The sequence below is a fragment of the Methylocaldum gracile genome, assembly GCF_053646815.1.
Map to the genome: position 1 here is coordinate 1496663 of NZ_CM132196.1, position 16938 is coordinate 1513600.

Here is a 16938-nt window from a genome sequence, read left to right on the forward strand (position 1 = left end):
TGAAACGCTAATCTGGAATCAAGAATGGGTAAAAACGTCATAGTCATCGGCACCCAGTGGGGCGATGAAGGTAAAGGTAAACTTGTCGATTTGCTGACGGAGCGTGCAGATGCAGTCGTCCGTTTCCAGGGTGGTCACAACGCAGGGCATACCTTGGTAATCGACGGCCAAAAGACGGTATTGCATTTGATACCTTCCGGCGTTTTGCGGGAATCGGTGAAATGCTTGATAGGCAATGGCGTGGTGTTATCGCCCCGCGCTTTGTTGGAAGAGATTGCGCTGCTGGAGAAAGCCGGTATTCCGGTTCGGGATAGGCTTACGATCAGCGAAGCCTGTGCCTTGATATTACCCATTCACGTCGCGTTAGATGTAGCGCGTGAAAAATCTCGTGGCGATAAGGCTATCGGTACGACAGGAAGAGGTATCGGTCCCGCTTATGAAGATAAAGTGTCGCGGCGAGGGTTACGCGCCGGCGATCTTATGTATCCCGCCGTGTTTGCCGAAAGGTTACGCGAACTCCTGGATTATCATAATTTCGTACTCAGCGGGTATTACCGGCAGTCTCCGCTCGATTATCAGCAAGTGCTGGACGAAACGATGGCATTGGGTGAGCAGATTAAACCCATGCTGGGAGATGTGGCGGGTATGCTGCATGCTTATCGTGATGAGGATAGAAATGTCCTCTTCGAAGGCGCTCAAGGCGCGATGCTGGATATCGATCATGGCACTTATCCTTATGTGACCTCGTCTAATACTACGGCGGGCGGCGCAGCATCCGGTAGCGGAATGGGCCTGCTGGATTTCGATTATGTATTGGGTATCACCAAAGCCTATTCGACACGCGTTGGAAACGGACCTTTTCCGACGGAACTGTCGAATGAGATTGGCAAGCATTTATCCGCGAAAGGCGCGGAATTCGGTGCTACTACTGGACGAGCGCGTCGCTGTGGCTGGTTCGATGCCGTCTTGATGAAGCGTTCGGCGAAACTCAACAGTCTGAGCGGGTTGTGCCTGACGAAATTGGATGTTCTGGATGGGCTGGAAAAGATCGGAATTTGTACGGCTTATCGATATAAAGGAGAGGAGATTCGTACGGTACCAATCGGCGCCGATAGTTATGCTCAGTGCGAGCCCGTTATCGAGGAGCTTTCAGGGTGGCAAGAGTCTACTGCCGGCATTACCTCGTATGAGAACCTTCCGGCAAATGCGAGAGCCTATATTGACCGGATTTCAGAATTGGTCGGTGTGCCAGTGGATATTCTCTCGACCGGTCCTGATCGCAGCGAGACGATAATTCTGAAGAATCCCTTCGATTGAGGGACGACTAAGGATGGTGCCGAGGAGAGGACTTGAACCTCCACGGGTCTCCCCACATGAACCTGAATCATGCGTGTCTACCAATTTCACCACCTCGGCAAGAGGCGAGTCGAGCGACTCAATTGAGTCGTGAATTTTGTTACTTATCGGTTAAATTGTCAATACCGAAAGTTTTGAAGGGAATCATCGATCTTCGAAGAGGTTGTCGGACCGAGGGCTGTCCGAATAGCAAAACTAAACATATAGAAAATAGGAAAATTATCGATGACCAAGTCCGCCCCTACGATCGCTAGAGGGTTTAAGCTCGAGGATCCCTTCGCCGAGCGGGAGGCAGGAAAGTATGAGCGTCCCATTCCCAGCCGGGAGTTGATCCTCGAGGTGATGAAAGAGCAAGGGATTCCTTTAAGAGTCGAGGACGTTGCCGGCGTATTGGGCGTACAAGAGGATGAGGACGTTGAATCGCTCCGTCGCCGCCTCAATGCCATGGAGCGGGATGGGCAGATACTGAGAAACCGCCGCAATTATTACTGCATCGTAAACCACAAAGATCTCATCGTTGGGCGGGTCATCGGCCATCCCGATGGGTTCGGCTTTCTTCGGCCCGACGAGGGCGGCGATGATCTTTTTCTCTCGCCCAAGGAAATGCGTTCGCTCATGCACGATGATCGCATCGTGGTGTGCATACGCGGCGTCGACCGCCGCGGGCGGCGAGAGGCCGGGGTTGTGGAGGTGTTGGAGCGGAATACGCACAATATCGTGGGTCGGTTGTACCTGGAGCAGGGAATCTCATTCGTCGTCCCAGACAATAAGCACATCGCTCACGACGTTCTTATTCCTGAGGAGCATAGAAATGGAGCGCTCCCAGGTCAGATCGTGGTCGCCGAGATCATCGAGCAACCTACCCGCCAGCGTGACCCCATCGGTCGAATCAGGGAGGTTCTGGGGGATCACATGGCCCCCGGTATGGAGATCGAGGTGGCGATTCGCAGCTTCGATCTGCCGGCCGAGTGGCCGGAAGCCGTGTTGAACGACGTTGCGGGGCTAAGTACGGAAGTCGCGGAAGATGATAAAGCCGGTCGCGTCGATTTGCGGCGGCTGCCGCTCGTAACCATAGACGGGGAGGACGCCCGCGATTTCGACGATGCCGTGTACTGCGAAAGAACGCCGAAAGGATGGAAACTTTATGTCGCTATCGCCGATGTTTCCCATTATGTCCGGCCGGGAACGGCTCTCGACGACGAAGCAAAAATCCGTGGCAACTCGGTGTATTTTCCCGATCGAGTCATTCCCATGCTGCCGGAGGTGCTCTCAAACGGTTTGTGCTCGCTCAACCCCGAGCAAGACAGGCTGTGCATGGTCTGCGAAATTTACATAAACACCGATGGCGCCATCGTCCGTTCACGTTTCTACTCGGGGCTGATGTACTCCCATGCGAGGCTCACTTACACGGAAGTCGCCCGCATGATTGTCGACGGCGATAAGATACTGAGGAAGAAGTATCGCGCTCTAGTGCCTCACCTGGAGGAGTTGCATTCGCTCTACAAAGTGCTGCGGCGGGCAAGGGAGGCACGGGGGGCGATGGATTTCGACACCCAGGAATCCTACATCGTATTCGGAGAGGGCAAGAAAATCGCGCAAATCGTGCCGCGCGAGCGCAACGACGCCCATCGCCTGATCGAGGAATGCATGATTACCGCGAATATTGCCGCGGCGCGATATCTGACCCGTCAAAAACTCCCCCATGTGGTTCGAATTCATGAGGGTCCCACCGCCGAACGATTGGCCGATCTGCGTGCCTTTCTCGGAAAAGTCGGTCTGAACCTCGGTGGCGGCGATAATCCTGGACCTAAGGATTATTTCGAAGTGTTGGACAATATCACCGGCAGGGCCGACGAGCACCTGATCCAAACTGTACTGTTACGCTCGCTGGCTCAGGCCGTTTATAGCCCGGAGAAAAAAGGCCATTTCGGGTTGGGCCTGGATGCCTATACCCATTTTACGTCGCCCATCCGGCGCTATCCGGACCTGCTGGTACACCGGGCTATTCGCCACTCGCTCGAAAAGAAAAAGATAGAAGAATTCTACTATTCCCATAACGACATGGTACTGATGGGCGAGCATTGCTCGTACACCGAGCGGCGCGCCGACGAGGCGACTCGCGACGTCGTCGCCTGGCTTAAATGCGAGTACATGCTCGATAAGCTGGGAGAGGAGTTCGAAGGCGTCATTTCCGCCGTTACGCCATTCGGTTTTTTTGTGGAGCTAAAAGACATCTTCGTGGAAGGATTGGTCCACGTTTCGACTTTGGACAAAGACTACTTTCACTACGATCCGATCGGTTATCGGTTGGAAGGGCAGCGGAGCGGTGTGACTTATAGGCTTGGCGACAGCGTTCGTGTGATTGTGGCTCGCGTGGATCTGGATGAACGCAAGATCGACCTCGAATTGGTGAAACGCTCCGAGTCTTCGTCGCGCCGGACGCGGAAGAAAAGACGCCGGTCATGAAGAATCGGCGTCGCATCGCGGGTCTTCATGCGGCGGAAGCTGCTCTCGAAAACGCCCCGGACAAAATCATCAGCGTTTGGATAGACCATCGGCGGGAAGATGGTCGCATTGCCGCCATCGAACGGAAATTGGCTTCCCTTGGAATTCCGGTTCAGCCGGCCGGACGAAATCAACTTGACTCGTTAGCCGAAAGCCGAAGCCATCAAGGCATCGTTCTCGAGCTGAAGCTGGCCGCCGAACTCGGAGAGTCGGAGCTTCAGGATGCGCTGGCGAATCTTTCGCGGCAGCCTTTTTTTCTCGTTCTGGATCATGTGCAGGATCCGCACAACCTCGGAGCCTGTTTGCGTACCGCGGACGCCGCTGGAGTACAGGGGGTCATTATCACGAAAGATCAGTCTGTGGGGTTGACGCCGACCGTGGCCAAGGTCGCCTCCGGCGCTGCTGAAACGGTGCCGATTTACCGCGTAACCAATTTGAATCGAGTCCTGGGCTGGTTAAAGGAGGCGGGGCTGTGGATCGTAGGGGCTGCGGGCGAGGCCGAGCGATCGCTATACGAGATCGACCTGGCCATTCCATTGGTCTTGGCGATCGGAGCCGAAGGAAAGGGTCTACGTCGCTTGACGCGCGAGTCCTGTGACTTTTTAGTCAAAATTCCAATGTTCGGCCAAATCGAAAGCCTTAACCTATCGGTTGCGACAGGCGTACTGCTTTTTGAAGCCGTACGGCAGCGAGCACAGGCAAAGAGGACTTAACGATTCGAGTCCTTCTGACCAACCTCGATCGTCAGGCTGGGCGTCGAGGGCTTGAATCCTTGTCCGGTCATTTCGACGTTGGCATAAATCAGCGGAGCCAACACCAATACCGCCAAGCCCAGAAGTTTTGCGCCTCTTTTCGCCGCATGCCGCGGTTCCAAGTGCATCCAACACCAGAGGTAGATTTCGAGTACCATAGTCGGACCTTTACGGGTGTTAGTCTTGACAAATTCAGGCTAATGTGACTATGACCATCTTGCAACCGAGAATAGCCGCTCGACGATGCGGCAAAAACGCGCACCTTAATTGCCTTAAAACGCGTTGCAAATGGTATGCCTCTTTAGGACTTATCACCAAGTCTCGGTGCGCACGCGCGAATTCTTTGTTTGTCGGCTGGACCATCTTAAAATGCATGGACGTTTAGCCGCACCGGCCCGGCCCGACAACACCCGCGAGTCGGGGGTTCTTTGACAATCGCCTGATTTCAATAATCCAAATGCCTTCATCTTCTGCACCCATAATGTCTAACGATACGGTCCGTGCCCTGCAGTGGAGCGAGCGCGGGCTCCGCGTGCTGGATCAGCGCAGGTTGCCGAGCGTGGTCGAATACGAGATATTCGACAGTGCTCAAGGCGTCGCTGAGGCAATCGCTTCTATGCGCGTGCGCGGAGCTCCCGCCATCGGTATCTCCGCCGCCTACGGTGTCGTGTTGGCGGCGCGTCAACGGTATCGGGAAAATCCGGATAACTGGAGAGAGGCGATCGAAGCGGATTTGGCCGAGTTGGCCAGTTCGCGTCCCACTGCCGTGAATCTGTTCTGGGCCCTTGACCGTATGCGATCGGAGATCGGGACGATCGAAGGTGATCCGGAGCCATATCTGTTGCAAGCCGCGCGCGCCATTCATGACCAGGACATCGCTGCCAATCGAACGATGGGCGACTTGGGAGCCTCCCTGCTCGTCGGGGCCAGCGGGGTTTTGACCCACTGCAATACGGGATCACTTGCGACCGGTGGGTACGGTACGGCGCTCGGGGTAGTTCGAAGTGCCTACCGACAGGGCGTTACGAACATCTTCGCGACCGAAACCCGTCCGTGGCTACAGGGGGCTAGGCTGACTGTCTGGGAGCTGGAGCAGGACGGCATACCCGCGACTTTGATTGCCGATTCCGCTGCCGCCTATTTGATGAAATCGGGTGCGATCCAGTGGATCGCAGTCGGAGCCGACCGCATCGCCGCAAACGGAGATACCGCCAACAAGATCGGCACCTATGCCTTGGCCGTTGCCGCTCGCCACCATGGCGTGAAATTCATGGTGGTTGCGCCGACGTCCACCATCGACTGGCGGACAGAGTCCGGCGAGAGCATTAGGATCGAGGAAAGGGCCCAGAGCGAACTGCTGAACGAATATTTCGCGCGGCCGAGCAGTGTTATAAAAGCGTGGAATCCAGTGTTCGACGTGACTCCGGCCGAATTGATCGATTGCATCGTCACCGAGCGGGGTATTGTGCGGAATCCGAATCGTCAGGCCATGAAAGTGCTGGCGGATGCCGGATGAGTTCGTATTTTCGGCTGTCCGTGCGCTGACAAGACGCGAAGCTAGCGGGTTCGATCGAAGCTACTTGTCCGTCTCTTCTCGTGAAATAGCTTATCTGAAGACTCAAGCAGTTTGATACCCGCCTTCGCTATGCACCACGGCGCCGATGAATCCGTTCGAATCTCCGGCGGGTTCGCCCGCGCCGTAGATAGTTTTTGATCCAGATTCACCCAAATCTCACCAAGGATAACCGATGTTAGATCCACGTCTTTTCCGCACTCAATTGGATGAGGTCGAAGCGCAATTGGCGCGGCGCTCGTTCAAGCTGGACACCGAAGTATTTCGCGAGTTGGAAAACCAGCGCAAGGAAATACAGGGCCGCACTCAGGCGTTGCAGAACGAACGCAATACGCGCTCCAAGCTGGTCGGCCAGGCCAAGGCAAGAGGAGAGGATATCCAGCCTATACTTGCGGAGATGCAGCATTTGGGGGATGACCTCAAACGGATGGAAGGGGAATTGGAAGGCATTCAAGCGAAGTTGGAAGACTTGCTGCTCGGCATACCGAACATTTTGGATGCCGACGTTCCCGATGGCCGGAGCGATGCGGACAACGTGGAGATCCATCGCTGGGGCGAGCCGTCGCAGTTCGGATTCGAACCTGGCGACCACGTCGATTTGGGAACGCGGCTTGGAGGTCTCGATTTCGAGGCGGCCGTCAAAATTACGGGTTCACGGTTCGTCACCCTGAAAGGTCCTCTGGCTCGTTTGCAGCGGGCCTTGACCCAATTCATGCTCGATATTCATACGCAAGAGCACGGTTACACCGAGACCTACGTGCCGTTCATGGTGAACGCGGAAAGCTTGCGCGGCACGGGGCAGCTTCCGAAATTCGAAGAAGATCTGTTCAAGCTCGTTCGCGAACCGGCGTTCTATCTGATTCCGACCGCCGAGGTGCCGGTTACCAATTTGGTCCGCGACGAAATCTTGGCCGCGGAAACGCTTCCTTTGAAATTCGTTGCCCATACGCCGTGTTTCCGCAGCGAAGCCGGCTCCTACGGCAAGGATGTACGCGGCATGATACGCCAGCATCAATTCGAAAAAGTCGAGCTGGTGCAGATTGTAAGGCCCGACGATTCGGCGCGTGCCCATGAGGAGCTAACCTCCCATGCGGAGGAGATTCTCAAGCGCTTGAAGCTGCCGTTTCGAAGAATGGTTTTGTGCGCCGGCGATACGGGCTTTTCATCGGCCAAAACCTATGATCTCGAGGTTTGGCTGCCGGGACAGAATGCCTACCGTGAAATCTCGTCGTGCAGCAATTTCCGGGATTTCCAGGCGCGACGCTTGAGAGCGCGCTGGAGGAATGCCGAAACGGGTAAACCCGAGCTGGTTCATACCCTGAACGGTTCGGGACTCGCTGTCGGCCGCACCCTTATTGCCGTGATGGAGAACTATCAGGATGAAAAAGGACGGATCAGAGTTCCGGAGGTCTTGCTTCCGTACATGGGTGGGGTTGAAGCAATCGGCTGAGCGAAAAACTGAGAAGCTCTCAAAACAGTCATATTTGAATTCGAATGCCCGCGCCGTTGAAACAGGAGCGCGGGCTATTCATTTTCAGGTTGGTTGCGCGACGGGATCTGCGCCAAGGCGTGAGCCGCATCGCAGAACGGCGCATGACGATATAACCATTTCGATAAAAACTTGGCCTTTTTAGAAGCATCGTTTATTATGAAACGGCATCGTTCCTAAAATAACCAATATGGAGGTGAAGGATGCAGAAGCTTCGACTGATTGCTAACTCCCTTCTGTCGATCTATCTGGCGTCTTCCTGTACTGTTGGTCATGCCAGAACGGCAAGTCCAAAAAGCCTTGCAAGCTCTCAAAAAGGCATTGCATCGTACTACAGCGATCGTTTCCACGGCCGGCGGACGGCCAGCGGCGAGCGTTACAACCGGAACGGCCTCACCGCAATGCATCGGTCGCTACCATTCGGTACCCGGCTCCGGGTGACCAATCTCAGCAATAACCGCAGCATAGAGGTGCGCGTGAACGACCGCGGCGATCCCGCGAACAAGCGTCTGCTCGATCTCTCGCGGCGCGCGGCCAAGGAACTCGGATTCATAAGAGCGGGACTCGCTCAAGTGAAGCTTGAGGTGATCCAACCGGGAGACGGTTGATTTGCTCCTCATCCGTGATGAGGGCAATTTTTATTTTTCGCCGTAGGAAAACGGTTTTGAGCGTGCCGGTTATCGGCCGTAGCCCAAGGATTCTATATCCACCAGACGGCCGTTCTCGAATCGAAGCAGCTGCACGAACCGATTCGGACCGAAGTCGTAGGTCCATTCGTCGATCATGACCGGCACGTATTGCCCCAACTCCAAGCCCGAACCGTACAATTTCACATACCTGAGCTCGATGCGGGAGTCCGTGAATACGGGCTCGCCGCACTTGCGAAGCACCTCGAGCTTGTAATCTCCAGTGTCTACCAGTAGAGAGCCGCAGCGTAGGGCCCAGGCGGACGGTGCGGATAAGCTCAGATACAGACCGAGAAAAAGAATCCTTTTTTTCATAAATGACCATCAAGTTATGGATAGCGGTTATTCTTGACCGAAACTCTCGGAAAAAATCATATAATGGCGTTTGATCGATAAGCGTACCGAGGTTACGAGTTGTATGAGCGAAGAGCCTATTAAATTTACTGACAGCGCTGCGGCCAAGGTGAGCCAACTGATAGCCGATGAAGGAAACGATAACCTGAAGCTGCGGGTTTACATTACCGGCGGCGGCTGCTCAGGTTTTCAATATGGCTTTACTTTTGATGACACGGTCAACGAAGACGACACGCAAATTGTGAAGAACGGTGTCATTGTCTTGATCGATTCCATGAGCATCCAATATCTGACCGGTGCCGAGATCGACTATACCGAGGACTTATCCGGATCTCAATTCGTTATTCGGAATCCCAATGCGGCCACAACGTGCGGTTGCGGTTCGTCCTTCTCGGTTTAAGCGTTCTCGTTCCAAAAACTTTCGCAAAGTGCCGGTAGGGGACCAATTCCACGCGTATTGGGTCGTCCGCTTCGTGGCTGCCAAGCACGCCGATGGATTGCAGACGAACGGGTGCTGGAAATCAGGGCTAACATATCGGCACCAGCATTACCGGAAACGTTACCCATACGATCGCCAGCAGTGCCAGCCCCCCGAAGGAGACGGTCATCCAGTCGATGAAAGCGGGTGTCGCGGACTGCGGGCGGTGCCGGTGAAGATTCCGCCAGGCGGGGACAAGTATGATCAGAATCCCCGCGATCGCCATCACCGTAGCAATGGTGACCATCCATGCAACGATGCCCACCCCGAGCCAGCTTAAATTCTGAACCCCCCGTGCACACACCAGGGCAGTGGCGATGTAGACAACCCCGAAATGGGCACCCCAGATCAAGACGCCCGAGAGCATCCGAAGCGTGTTTGTGACGAAGTGGAGTGCGGCAGCCATGGCGGTTCACCCCAGGAAGCGCGGAGACAGATGGACCACGGCTAATGCAATCAGGCCCTGAACGACCGTGTAATGCCAGAACAGCATGGTGTTGTCGAAAGTGGCCCGGCGTTCGCGGTTTATGAGTCCGCACACCGAGCGGGCGAAGGTATAGAGGCCCATGATGACCACCACGGTAACGAAAAATCCCTGAATCGAGATGACGGTATAAACGATCGCGGCATAGCCGGAATCGGTCGGCCGCAGGCCTATCTGCCATTGGCCCCACAGCTCGGCCACCAACGCACCGACGAGCAGGGGGACGGCTAAAAGCATGGCCAGGCGCACCGTCCAGAACCTGTTCGATTTCAATGCGCGGCTGGCGTAGGCAATGGCAGCACTGCTGAATGCCGAAAGGCCTCCCGCCGCGAGCGGATAAGCCACTTCCGGCAGCGATTCTCCGCCCTTGGGCCAGAACCCCGGCGCTACGGTCCACAGGAAATAATACGAGAAGATCAGGCAGGCGAAGAGGGAGGCCGAGACTATCATCAGCACGACCATGGCCCACCGGGAATGCGACATGGGGCCGGTCACGTAGACCGGCAGCTTGATGCCGCCGCCGATGTCCACGGGAGGGTGGCTGGGGCCGGGGTCGGTTTCCCATGCCCACCGGATGATCATGGCGATGGCGAACACGCCGAAGAACAGTGCAGGCACCACTACCTTCACCGTCAGGAGCAGAAAGAACGCCGCCGTTCCGAAGGCCGCCAACACCGGGAACCAGCTCCCTGCCGGCATCTGCAAAATGTACAGAGGCCGGGCATCGATGGGACTGGTGACGACGGTCTCGCGCGCGCCGGTAGGCGCGCCCGGCAGGTAATAGCGGCCGGCCTCGACGTCCTCCGCCAGATTCGGCTGATCCCAAAGCGGCTCGCGGCTTTCGACGATGGGAATGCTGCGCATGGCGTAATCGCCGCCGGGCAGCCATTCGAGGGTGCCTGCATCCCAGACGTTGCCCGCCTTTTCCGGACGGAAGGGTCGGAAGTTGCGAATGAGATCGACCAGGAACACCAGAACGCCGGCACCGATGAGGAAAGCGCCGAAAGTCGAGATCAGGTTGAGGGTGTCCCAGCCGACTTCCGCCGAATAGGTATAGACCCGCCGCGGCATACCCAGCAGCCCGGTGATGTGCATCGGGAAGAACGCCGTGTTGAAGCCGATGAACATCAATCCGCACACCCAGCGGCCCAGTTTTTCCGAGAGAGGCTTCGTGCTCGCATAAGGCGCCCAGTAATAGAACACGCCGAACAGCGGGAACACCATGCCGCCGAACAGCACGTAGTGCAGATGCGCCACCACGAAATAGGTGTCGTGCACCTGCCAGTCGAAGGGCACGATCGCCACCATCACCCCGGTCAGCCCGCCCAGCACGAAAATGAACAAAAAAGCCAGGGTGAACAGCGCCGGCACCGTGAGTTTCAAGCGTCCGGCCGCAATGGTGGCGATCCAGGCGAACACCTGTATGCCGCTCGGAACCGACACCGCCATGCTGGCCGCCGAGAAATAGCTCATGGAAATCTGCGGCAGTCCCACGGCGAACATATGGTGCACCCACAGGGCGAAGCTCAGGAAACCCGTGCCCACCAGGGCCAGCACCACCAATCGGTATCCTACCAAGTGCTTGCGCACCATGGTGGGTATGATCATCGAGACGATTCCCGCGGCCGGTAGGAAGATGATGTAGACCTCCGGGTGACCGAAAAACCAGAAGAGATGCTGCCAGAGCAAGGGGTCGCCGCCTTTCTCCGCTACGAAGAACGGCCACTCGAAGCTGCGCTCCAGCTCCAGAAGCGCGGTGCAGAGGATCACCGCCGGGAAGGCGACCATGATCATCCCGGCGAACACCAGCATGGCCCAGCAATAGATCGGCATCTTATCGAGGCTCATGCCGGGCGCGCGGTTGAGCAGCACCCCCACCACGATCTCGATGGCCGCGGCGATGGCCGTGATTTCGATGAAGCCGATGCCGAGCAGCCAGAAATCGGAGTTGTCGCCGGGCGAGAATTGATAACTGGTCAGCGGCGGATACATGAACCAGCCGCCCTTGGGCGCCAAGTCGAAAAACAGGCTGCAGAAGAACGCCAGCCCACCCGCGAAATAAGCCCAGAAGGCGTAGGCCGACAGCCGCGGGAAGGGCAGGTCGCGCGCCGCCTGCATGTTGGGCAGGATGAGAACTCCCAGCGCTTCCACCGCCGGCACGGCGAACAGGAACATCATGATGGTGCCGTGCATCGTGAAGATCTGGTTATAGGTGTCCTGCCCCAGAAGATCGTTTTCCGGCACCGCGAGCTGGGTGCGCATCAGGAGCGCCAGCACGCCGGCCAGCAAGAAGAACAGAAAGGCCGTGCCGACGTAGAAGATGCCGATGTACTCGTTGTTGACGACGGTGATGAAGTTCCAGCCCGAGGGTGGCCGCCAAATCTTCTTGAGCAGGGAAAGCTCTTCGTCCGGGCGGGGCACAGGGTTCGGAAATTCCTGATTCCGGTCCATCCGTGTCTCCTCAGCGCAATCGATACAGCAGGAATATCCCGCCGAGATAAGTCAAGAGCACGGCCAGCGAGTCGTAGCCCATGCGCAGGATCGTCCGATCCCGGCGCTCGACCAAACCGGCGATGTACAGCGTCGTCACGACAATCCCTAAAAGGGCCGCGAAAGATGAAAACCGTCCCACCTGGTTCAGCACCGGGCCGTCCGGATAGACGGCATCGATCAAAAAAATCATGCCGACGTTGAACAGATTGGTGCCGAAGATATCGGAAACCGCCATCAGATAACGCCCTAGGTGCATCGCCGCCAGTACGGTGCTGACTTCCGGCAAGGAGGTCGAAAAGCCGACAAAAACGGCGCCGAAGAAGCTCGAGCCCAGCCCGCTCTGCTCGGCGAGGGTTTCACCGGAACGCGATAGCGCATAGCCCGCCACCAGAATCGCCAAACCGGCAAGCACCGTCTTGCCGAGAATTTTTCCAAACGGACGTTCGGGTTCCTCCTCCGTTTCGTCGCGTTGGGCCGGATGTCCTCTGTGCTGTCCCTCAAGTCCCTGATGGGGACGCTTCGGAGCGCGTCGTTGATGCCAGCCCAGCCCGTCCGGCCGCCAGGGAAAGCGGCCCTGAGATTTGGCGAGCATCCAGATGGACCCGAAGTAAAAAAGGAGAATGCTCCACGCCCAACCGCCGATGCCGAGGAACGCCGTGTCGCCCACGATCACGGCCGCGGACACCAGAGCGAGCAGCAGTACGCCCAGTGCCCCTTGCAAGATCACGACCGGATCGGGAATCACCGAAGTCAGAGCGTCCCGCCCGATGACGGCGTCGGCCAGCGCCAGGATGACGACGTTGATCGCGAGACTGCCGAGGATGTTGTTCACTGCCAGCGGCGCATTGCCGGCGGCGGACGAGGCGACCGTGACCGCGACCTCGGGCAGCGAAGTGATGCCGCCCAAAAGGATCAATCCGGCTGCTGCATGGCCGATGCCGGTATGCTCGGCGATGGCATCGGCATAGTGCGAGACCTTGGTGCCGGCAATCCAGACGATGCCTGCCGAAACCGCGAACATCACGATGTTGAGCCAGAGCGAATAATTCTTGAAATCGAAAGGCATCAGCTCGGGTTCTCCAAATAAGCCGTCGGCCGATGCGCGTGGAAGCGCCGCGGCCGGCATCCGTGAAATCCACTCGAAGATTCAGCTCTTGCGCTGTCCTCCGTAAAGCGGTACCGGCGGTGCTGCCGTCGCATACACCGAGCGGCGCATCTAACCAACCTTGTGCCAGAGAGTAAGCTCCATCGGCTCGGCCAACAGCGTTTCGGCCAGCGTAATCCAATGTCTGATATGTGGCGCGTCGAGATGCCTTCTGAGGTCCTCCTCGCACGCCCAGTTCTCATGGAAGAGAAAACGCGAATCGTCATCGGCAGCCTGGTGCATGTCATAATTCATGCAGCCTTTTTCCGAGCGGGTCGGGGCGAGGAGGTTCATGAGCTCCCGCTTGACCTGCGCCTCCATGCCGGGTTTGGCTACGATTCGAACGATAACCGTCACGGGTTTGCTTGCCATGTTTCGCTCCTTTATCGGAGTGCCGGTTGCGATCCATGATTTCAGGGACGCTGCGGACGGAGATGTTCGACAATCCCGGAACCGCGTTCATCTCCGGTTCTCCGAATAAGCCGCCGGCGGACGCGCGGGCTGACGCTGGGCGGTAAGCCAGGCATCGAAATCCTCCGGCGTTTCGACCACCGCCAGGAAGGCCATGTTGGCGTGCTGGGCGCCGCAATACTCGGCGCACTGCCCGCGCCACAGGCCCGGCCGGTCGGGTCGGATACGCAGCGTGGTGATACGGCCGGGAATCATGTCGACTTTTCCGGCCAGGTTGGGCAGCCAGAAACTATGGATGACATCGGCGGTGCGCAGTCTGAATTCCACGAGCCGACCGGCCGGAAGGTGGATCTCGTTGGCGGTGGCGACATCGACATGGCCCGCCTCGGTCAGGTAATTCACCCGCCACCAAAACTTCTCGCCGACGACCTCGATCCGCAGGGCCGGAGGTTCCGACAGGGTGACGATATCCCCGGCGATTCTCAGCGTATAGACCAAGAGCGCGGACAACAGGACCACGGGAAACGCGAGGCCGCCGATAAGGACTGCTCGGCGATGGCCCAGCAAGCGGCCGGCGCGTTCCGATCCGGACATCGAATAAACGGTCAGCGCCATGACCAAAACGAAAATGACCGCGGCTCCCCAGTACAGCAGCCAGCCGATGGCATCAATTTCGGATGCGGTCGGCGAATGCGGATCGATGGCGGATTGAAGGCCGGCACCCGCGGATGCCGGCAGCGTTGCCAGGAGCAAGGCCGAACCAAGACGGGCGGTCATGGCATGGCGGAACGCGGGCCGTCCGGCCGAACGCATCGACAGCCGGCACTAACCGCAGTGCGGAGAGTCGAAAATGCTATAGCGTCGGAAGACGTTCCATTCCCGATGGTCATCGGTCACTCCCCTGGCCGAATATCGAGCCGTGCGGCTGGCGCCGTTCTCTCGAATTTTGGAGCGTACTCACAAGAGACCATGGCACCTTCCCGAAAGTTTCTGATCCATGCGCTCATCACTCTCGTCATCCTGGGTGGATTCGGAGTATTGGGCGCGGCCATCGTCGTTCTCACCGGCGTGTACAACGTCGCTGCCATTTATCAACACACTTGGCCGGTTTACGAGATGCTGGATTTCGCATTGGATCGGTCGGTCTCGGCCCGCCTCGGCGGCATCGCGGCGCCGCCCTTGGACGATCCGCTCCTGGCGGAACGCGGCTTCCGCATTTACCGGGACAAATGCGCGCAATGCCATGGCGCGCCGGGTGTGCCTCCCGACGATGCCGGCAAGGGGATGCTGCCGCTGCCCAACAATCTGGCACAAACGGCGCGCGAAAAATCGGCCGAATACATCTATTGGGTGGTTGCCAACGGAATCCGCATGACCGGCATGCCTGCCTGGCAGTATCGCCTCGACGAGGAGGAGCTGTGGGCGGTGGTGGCGTTCGTAGAACGGTTGCCGGAGTTTTCCCCGAAGGAGTACGCGGAATGGGATCGAAAGATCGGCGGGCGATAAGAAGAATCAAAGGAGCGGGCGGACTCTTCGCGGCACTGGCTCTGCTGAATGCCTGCGGCCGCGCCGATCAGCCCTTGTTCGTCACCGGCGGAGACCCGGCCCGAGGGCGGATCGCCTTGCAGCAATATGCCTGCGCGACCTGTCACATCATTCCCGGCATCGTCGGCGCCAAGGGTCTGGCCGGGCCGCCCCTGACCGCTTGGGCCAATCGCATCTACATCGCCGGCGTTCTGCCCAACACTCCGGACGACCTGGTTCTGTGGCTTCGGGACCCGCAGCGGATATCGCCCGGCACGGCCATGCCCGACTTGGGTGTGACCGAGCATGACGCATGGGACATGGCGGCGTATCTCTTCAGCCTGAAATGATCCCGCAGGCGGTCGGCGCTCTAGCTCGAGAATCGAGGATGCACGCGCAGGCGGAAGAGAGAAAATCCGCCCGAGAACTTTTACGGTATCGAACGACCTAAAAAGTGACGTCCCGACTCGAGAAGCACACTGCGGGAGGAACTCCATGGAACGGCTTGGCCGACTTTGCGCTCTTGGCGCCGTTCTGATCATGATGTCGGCGGGATGCGAGCCCGTACCGGCACCGCGACTTGCGCAAGCGCCGGCAGCGGCCTACCAGGCGTCCAATCCCGGCGCCGCCATAGGACAAAGCGGCAGGCCGACTCTGGCGCCCATGCTGGAAGCCGTATTGCCCGCCGTGGTCAATATTTCGACGACCTCGACGGTGAACGTGCAGGAGAATCCGCTGTTCAACGATCCGTTTTTCAGACGGTTCTTCGACTTGCCGAACATGCCGCCGCGCCAACGGCAACAGCAGAGCCTCGGCTCCGGCGTGATCGTGAACGCCGAAAACGGGCTTATCCTCACCAACCACCACGTCATCGCCAATGCCGACCAAGTGACCGTGACCCTGCAGGACGGAAGGGATTTCGAGGCTACGGTGGTGGGCGCCGATTCCGAGACCGACGTGGCGGTCGTCAAAATCGACGAGAAAAACCTTACGGCTCTGCGGTTCGGCGACTCGCAATCCTTGCGGGTCGGAGATTTCGTGGTGGCTATCGGCAGTCCTTTCGGCTTGAGCCAAACCGTGACTTCCGGCATCGTCAGCGCGCTGGGTCGTTCCGGTTTGGGCATCGAAGGCTACGAAGACTTCATCCAGACCGACGCCTCGATCAATCCCGGCAATTCCGGCGGCGCCCTAGTCGACCTGAATGGGGAACTGGTCGGGATCAATACCGCCATCGTCGGCCCGGCCGGGGGCAATGTCGGCATCGGTTTCGCGATCCCGAGCCATCTCGCCCAAGCCGTCATGCAGCAGATCGTCCAGTACGGCGAAGTTCAGCGAGGTCAACTCGGGATCGGAGTCCAGGATTTGACTCCCGAGTCGGCGAAAGCCTTGGGCCTGGAGCGGAGCGGCGGCGCCGTGATTGCCCAGGTTCAGCCGGATTCGCCTGCCGCCCAAGCGGGGCTGCGTCCCGGCGACGTCGTGGTGGCGGTCGATGGTGCTCCCGTGGCCAATGCCAGCAGCTTGCGCAATATTATCGGCCTGCTTCGAGTCGGTTCCGAAATCAAGCTGGATTTCCTCCGAAATGGCCAACAGCGGACGGCGACGGCCCGGATAGCCCAACCACCGGCCCGGCGGCGGTGAGGAAACCTCGGAGCGGCTGTCTCAATGGTTATGGACGAAACTCTATTTCAC

General features: G+C 58.0%; 17 protein-coding genes and 1 tRNA gene. 10 read left to right on the forward strand and 8 right to left on the reverse strand.

The window, feature by feature from the left end:
- The first annotated feature begins 24 nt into the window (after window positions 1-24).
- Complete coding sequence (locus ACWJJK_RS06565; protein ID WP_133718161.1) at window positions 25-1317, forward strand: adenylosuccinate synthase; 1293 nt, start codon at window positions 25-27, stop codon at window positions 1315-1317.
- A 14-nt stretch (window positions 1318-1331) separates the two neighbouring features.
- On the opposite strand, the gene ACWJJK_RS06570 is transcribed toward ACWJJK_RS06565, so the two are convergent.
- A tRNA-Leu gene (locus tag ACWJJK_RS06570) sits at window positions 1332-1416 on the reverse strand.
- A gap of 165 nt (window positions 1417-1581) precedes the next feature.
- Here ACWJJK_RS06570 and rnr point away from each other — a divergent pair.
- Window positions 1582-3822 carry a ribonuclease R gene (rnr, locus tag ACWJJK_RS06575; RefSeq protein ID WP_077730584.1) on the forward strand — a complete coding sequence of 747 codons (2241 nt, stop codon included), beginning with the start codon at window positions 1582-1584 and terminating at the stop codon, window positions 3820-3822.
- Window positions 3819-4574: a 23S rRNA (guanosine(2251)-2'-O)-methyltransferase RlmB gene (rlmB, locus tag ACWJJK_RS06580; protein WP_156879781.1), complete on the forward strand. Its 756-nt coding sequence runs from the start codon at window positions 3819-3821 to the stop codon at window positions 4572-4574. The genes rnr and rlmB overlap by 4 nt, the downstream gene beginning before the upstream one ends.
- Here rlmB and ACWJJK_RS06585 read toward each other — a convergent pair.
- On the reverse strand, window positions 4571-4741 hold the full coding sequence (locus ACWJJK_RS06585) for a hypothetical protein (RefSeq protein ID WP_166642627.1): 171 nt from the start codon (window positions 4739-4741) through the stop codon (window positions 4571-4573). The two genes, rlmB and ACWJJK_RS06585, sit on opposite strands and share 4 nt — an antisense overlap.
- Before the next feature lie 353 nt (window positions 4742-5094).
- Between ACWJJK_RS06585 and mtnA the strand changes: the two genes are divergently transcribed.
- From mtnA to ACWJJK_RS06600, 3 genes are all read left to right on the forward strand, one after another.
- The gene (gene mtnA / locus ACWJJK_RS06590; protein ID WP_156879783.1) at window positions 5095-6129 is read left to right on the forward strand and encodes an S-methyl-5-thioribose-1-phosphate isomerase; all 1035 of its coding nucleotides are present in this window, start codon (window positions 5095-5097) and stop codon (window positions 6127-6129) included.
- 232 nt (window positions 6130-6361) lie between these two features.
- The gene (gene serS, locus ACWJJK_RS06595) at window positions 6362-7636 is read left to right on the forward strand and encodes a serine--tRNA ligase (protein ID WP_086134127.1); all 1275 of its coding nucleotides are present in this window, start codon (window positions 6362-6364) and stop codon (window positions 7634-7636) included.
- Between the two features lie 242 nt (window positions 7637-7878).
- The gene (locus ACWJJK_RS06600) at window positions 7879-8283 is read left to right on the forward strand and encodes a septal ring lytic transglycosylase RlpA family protein (RefSeq protein ID WP_086134128.1); all 405 of its coding nucleotides are present in this window, start codon (window positions 7879-7881) and stop codon (window positions 8281-8283) included.
- Between the two features lie 69 nt (window positions 8284-8352).
- Here the strand turns inward: ACWJJK_RS06600 and ACWJJK_RS06605 are convergent, their stop codons facing one another.
- Window positions 8353-8676, reverse strand: a complete 324-nt coding sequence (locus ACWJJK_RS06605) for a DUF2845 domain-containing protein (RefSeq protein ID WP_077730589.1) — start codon at window positions 8674-8676, stop codon at window positions 8353-8355.
- Between the two features lie 103 nt (window positions 8677-8779).
- Here ACWJJK_RS06605 and erpA point away from each other — a divergent pair, with 103 nt between their 5' ends.
- The gene (gene erpA / locus ACWJJK_RS06610; protein WP_156879784.1) at window positions 8780-9115 is read left to right on the forward strand and encodes an iron-sulfur cluster insertion protein ErpA; all 336 of its coding nucleotides are present in this window, start codon (window positions 8780-8782) and stop codon (window positions 9113-9115) included.
- Window positions 9116-9242: 127 nt separating this feature from the next.
- On the opposite strand, the gene ACWJJK_RS06615 is transcribed toward erpA, so the two are convergent.
- The 5 genes from ACWJJK_RS06615 to coxB all read right to left on the reverse strand — a co-directional run bounded on the left by ACWJJK_RS06615 (window position 9243) and on the right by coxB (window position 14502).
- Window positions 9243-9599 (reverse strand): hypothetical protein, encoded by a 357-nt coding sequence (locus ACWJJK_RS06615; RefSeq protein WP_077730591.1) that lies wholly within the window; start codon window positions 9597-9599, stop codon window positions 9243-9245.
- A gap of 6 nt (window positions 9600-9605) precedes the next feature.
- A complete protein-coding gene (locus tag ACWJJK_RS06620; RefSeq protein ID WP_156879785.1) occupies window positions 9606-12128 on the reverse strand; it encodes a cbb3-type cytochrome c oxidase subunit I in 2523 nt (840 codons plus the stop codon).
- Between the two features lie 10 nt (window positions 12129-12138).
- Complete coding sequence (locus ACWJJK_RS06625; RefSeq protein ID WP_086134168.1) at window positions 12139-13236, reverse strand: sodium:calcium antiporter; 1098 nt, start codon at window positions 13234-13236, stop codon at window positions 12139-12141.
- A 150-nt stretch (window positions 13237-13386) separates the two neighbouring features.
- Window positions 13387-13686, reverse strand: a complete 300-nt coding sequence (locus ACWJJK_RS06630; RefSeq protein WP_156879786.1) for a putative quinol monooxygenase — start codon at window positions 13684-13686, stop codon at window positions 13387-13389.
- An 87-nt stretch (window positions 13687-13773) separates the two neighbouring features.
- Window positions 13774-14502, reverse strand: a complete 729-nt coding sequence (coxB, locus tag ACWJJK_RS06635) for a cytochrome c oxidase subunit II (protein ID WP_454128767.1) — start codon at window positions 14500-14502, stop codon at window positions 13774-13776.
- A 192-nt stretch (window positions 14503-14694) separates the two neighbouring features.
- Here coxB and ACWJJK_RS06640 point away from each other — a divergent pair, with 192 nt between their 5' ends.
- The 3 genes from ACWJJK_RS06640 (at window position 14695) to ACWJJK_RS06650 (ending at window position 16887) form a co-directional block, all read left to right on the forward strand.
- Complete coding sequence (locus ACWJJK_RS06640; RefSeq protein ID WP_454128768.1) at window positions 14695-15231, forward strand: c-type cytochrome; 537 nt, start codon at window positions 14695-14697, stop codon at window positions 15229-15231.
- Window positions 15204-15599 carry a c-type cytochrome gene (locus tag ACWJJK_RS06645; protein WP_133718174.1) on the forward strand — a complete coding sequence of 132 codons (396 nt, stop codon included), beginning with the start codon at window positions 15204-15206 and terminating at the stop codon, window positions 15597-15599. Before ACWJJK_RS06640 ends, ACWJJK_RS06645 begins: the two co-directional genes overlap by 28 nt.
- A 145-nt stretch (window positions 15600-15744) precedes the next feature.
- The gene (locus ACWJJK_RS06650; protein ID WP_454128769.1) at window positions 15745-16887 is read left to right on the forward strand and encodes a Do family serine endopeptidase; all 1143 of its coding nucleotides are present in this window, start codon (window positions 15745-15747) and stop codon (window positions 16885-16887) included.
- The last annotated feature ends 51 nt before the right edge of the window (window positions 16888-16938 follow it).

Excerpts from the sequence above, each read along its gene's own strand:
- ACWJJK_RS06565 (WP_133718161.1), top strand. The coding sequence starts at position 25 with ATGGGTAAAAACGTCATAGTCATCGGCACCCAGTGGGGCGATGAAGGT.
- rnr (WP_077730584.1), top strand. The coding sequence starts at position 1,582 with ATGACCAAGTCCGCCCCTACGATCGCTAGAGGGTTTAAGCTCGAGGAT.
- rlmB (WP_156879781.1), top strand. The coding sequence starts at position 3,819 with ATGAAGAATCGGCGTCGCATCGCGGGTCTTCATGCGGCGGAAGCTGCT.
- ACWJJK_RS06585 (WP_166642627.1), bottom strand. The coding sequence starts at position 4,741 with ATGCACTTGGAACCGCGGCATGCGGCGAAAAGAGGCGCAAAACTTCTG.
- mtnA (WP_156879783.1), top strand. The coding sequence starts at position 5,095 with ATGTCTAACGATACGGTCCGTGCCCTGCAGTGGAGCGAGCGCGGGCTC.
- serS (WP_086134127.1), top strand. The coding sequence starts at position 6,362 with ATGTTAGATCCACGTCTTTTCCGCACTCAATTGGATGAGGTCGAAGCG.
- ACWJJK_RS06600 (WP_086134128.1), top strand. The coding sequence starts at position 7,879 with ATGCAGAAGCTTCGACTGATTGCTAACTCCCTTCTGTCGATCTATCTG.
- ACWJJK_RS06605 (WP_077730589.1), bottom strand. The coding sequence starts at position 8,676 with ATGAAAAAAAGGATTCTTTTTCTCGGTCTGTATCTGAGCTTATCCGCA.
- erpA (WP_156879784.1), top strand. The coding sequence starts at position 8,780 with ATGAGCGAAGAGCCTATTAAATTTACTGACAGCGCTGCGGCCAAGGTG.
- ACWJJK_RS06615 (WP_077730591.1), bottom strand. The coding sequence starts at position 9,599 with ATGGCTGCCGCACTCCACTTCGTCACAAACACGCTTCGGATGCTCTCG.
- ACWJJK_RS06620 (WP_156879785.1), bottom strand. The coding sequence starts at position 12,128 with ATGGACCGGAATCAGGAATTTCCGAACCCTGTGCCCCGCCCGGACGAA.
- ACWJJK_RS06625 (WP_086134168.1), bottom strand. The coding sequence starts at position 13,236 with ATGCCTTTCGATTTCAAGAATTATTCGCTCTGGCTCAACATCGTGATG.
- ACWJJK_RS06630 (WP_156879786.1), bottom strand. The coding sequence starts at position 13,686 with ATGGCAAGCAAACCCGTGACGGTTATCGTTCGAATCGTAGCCAAACCC.
- coxB (WP_454128767.1), bottom strand. The coding sequence starts at position 14,502 with ATGACCGCCCGTCTTGGTTCGGCCTTGCTCCTGGCAACGCTGCCGGCA.
- ACWJJK_RS06640 (WP_454128768.1), top strand. The coding sequence starts at position 14,695 with ATGGCACCTTCCCGAAAGTTTCTGATCCATGCGCTCATCACTCTCGTC.
- ACWJJK_RS06645 (WP_133718174.1), top strand. The coding sequence starts at position 15,204 with ATGGGATCGAAAGATCGGCGGGCGATAAGAAGAATCAAAGGAGCGGGC.
- ACWJJK_RS06650 (WP_454128769.1), top strand. The coding sequence starts at position 15,745 with ATGGAACGGCTTGGCCGACTTTGCGCTCTTGGCGCCGTTCTGATCATG.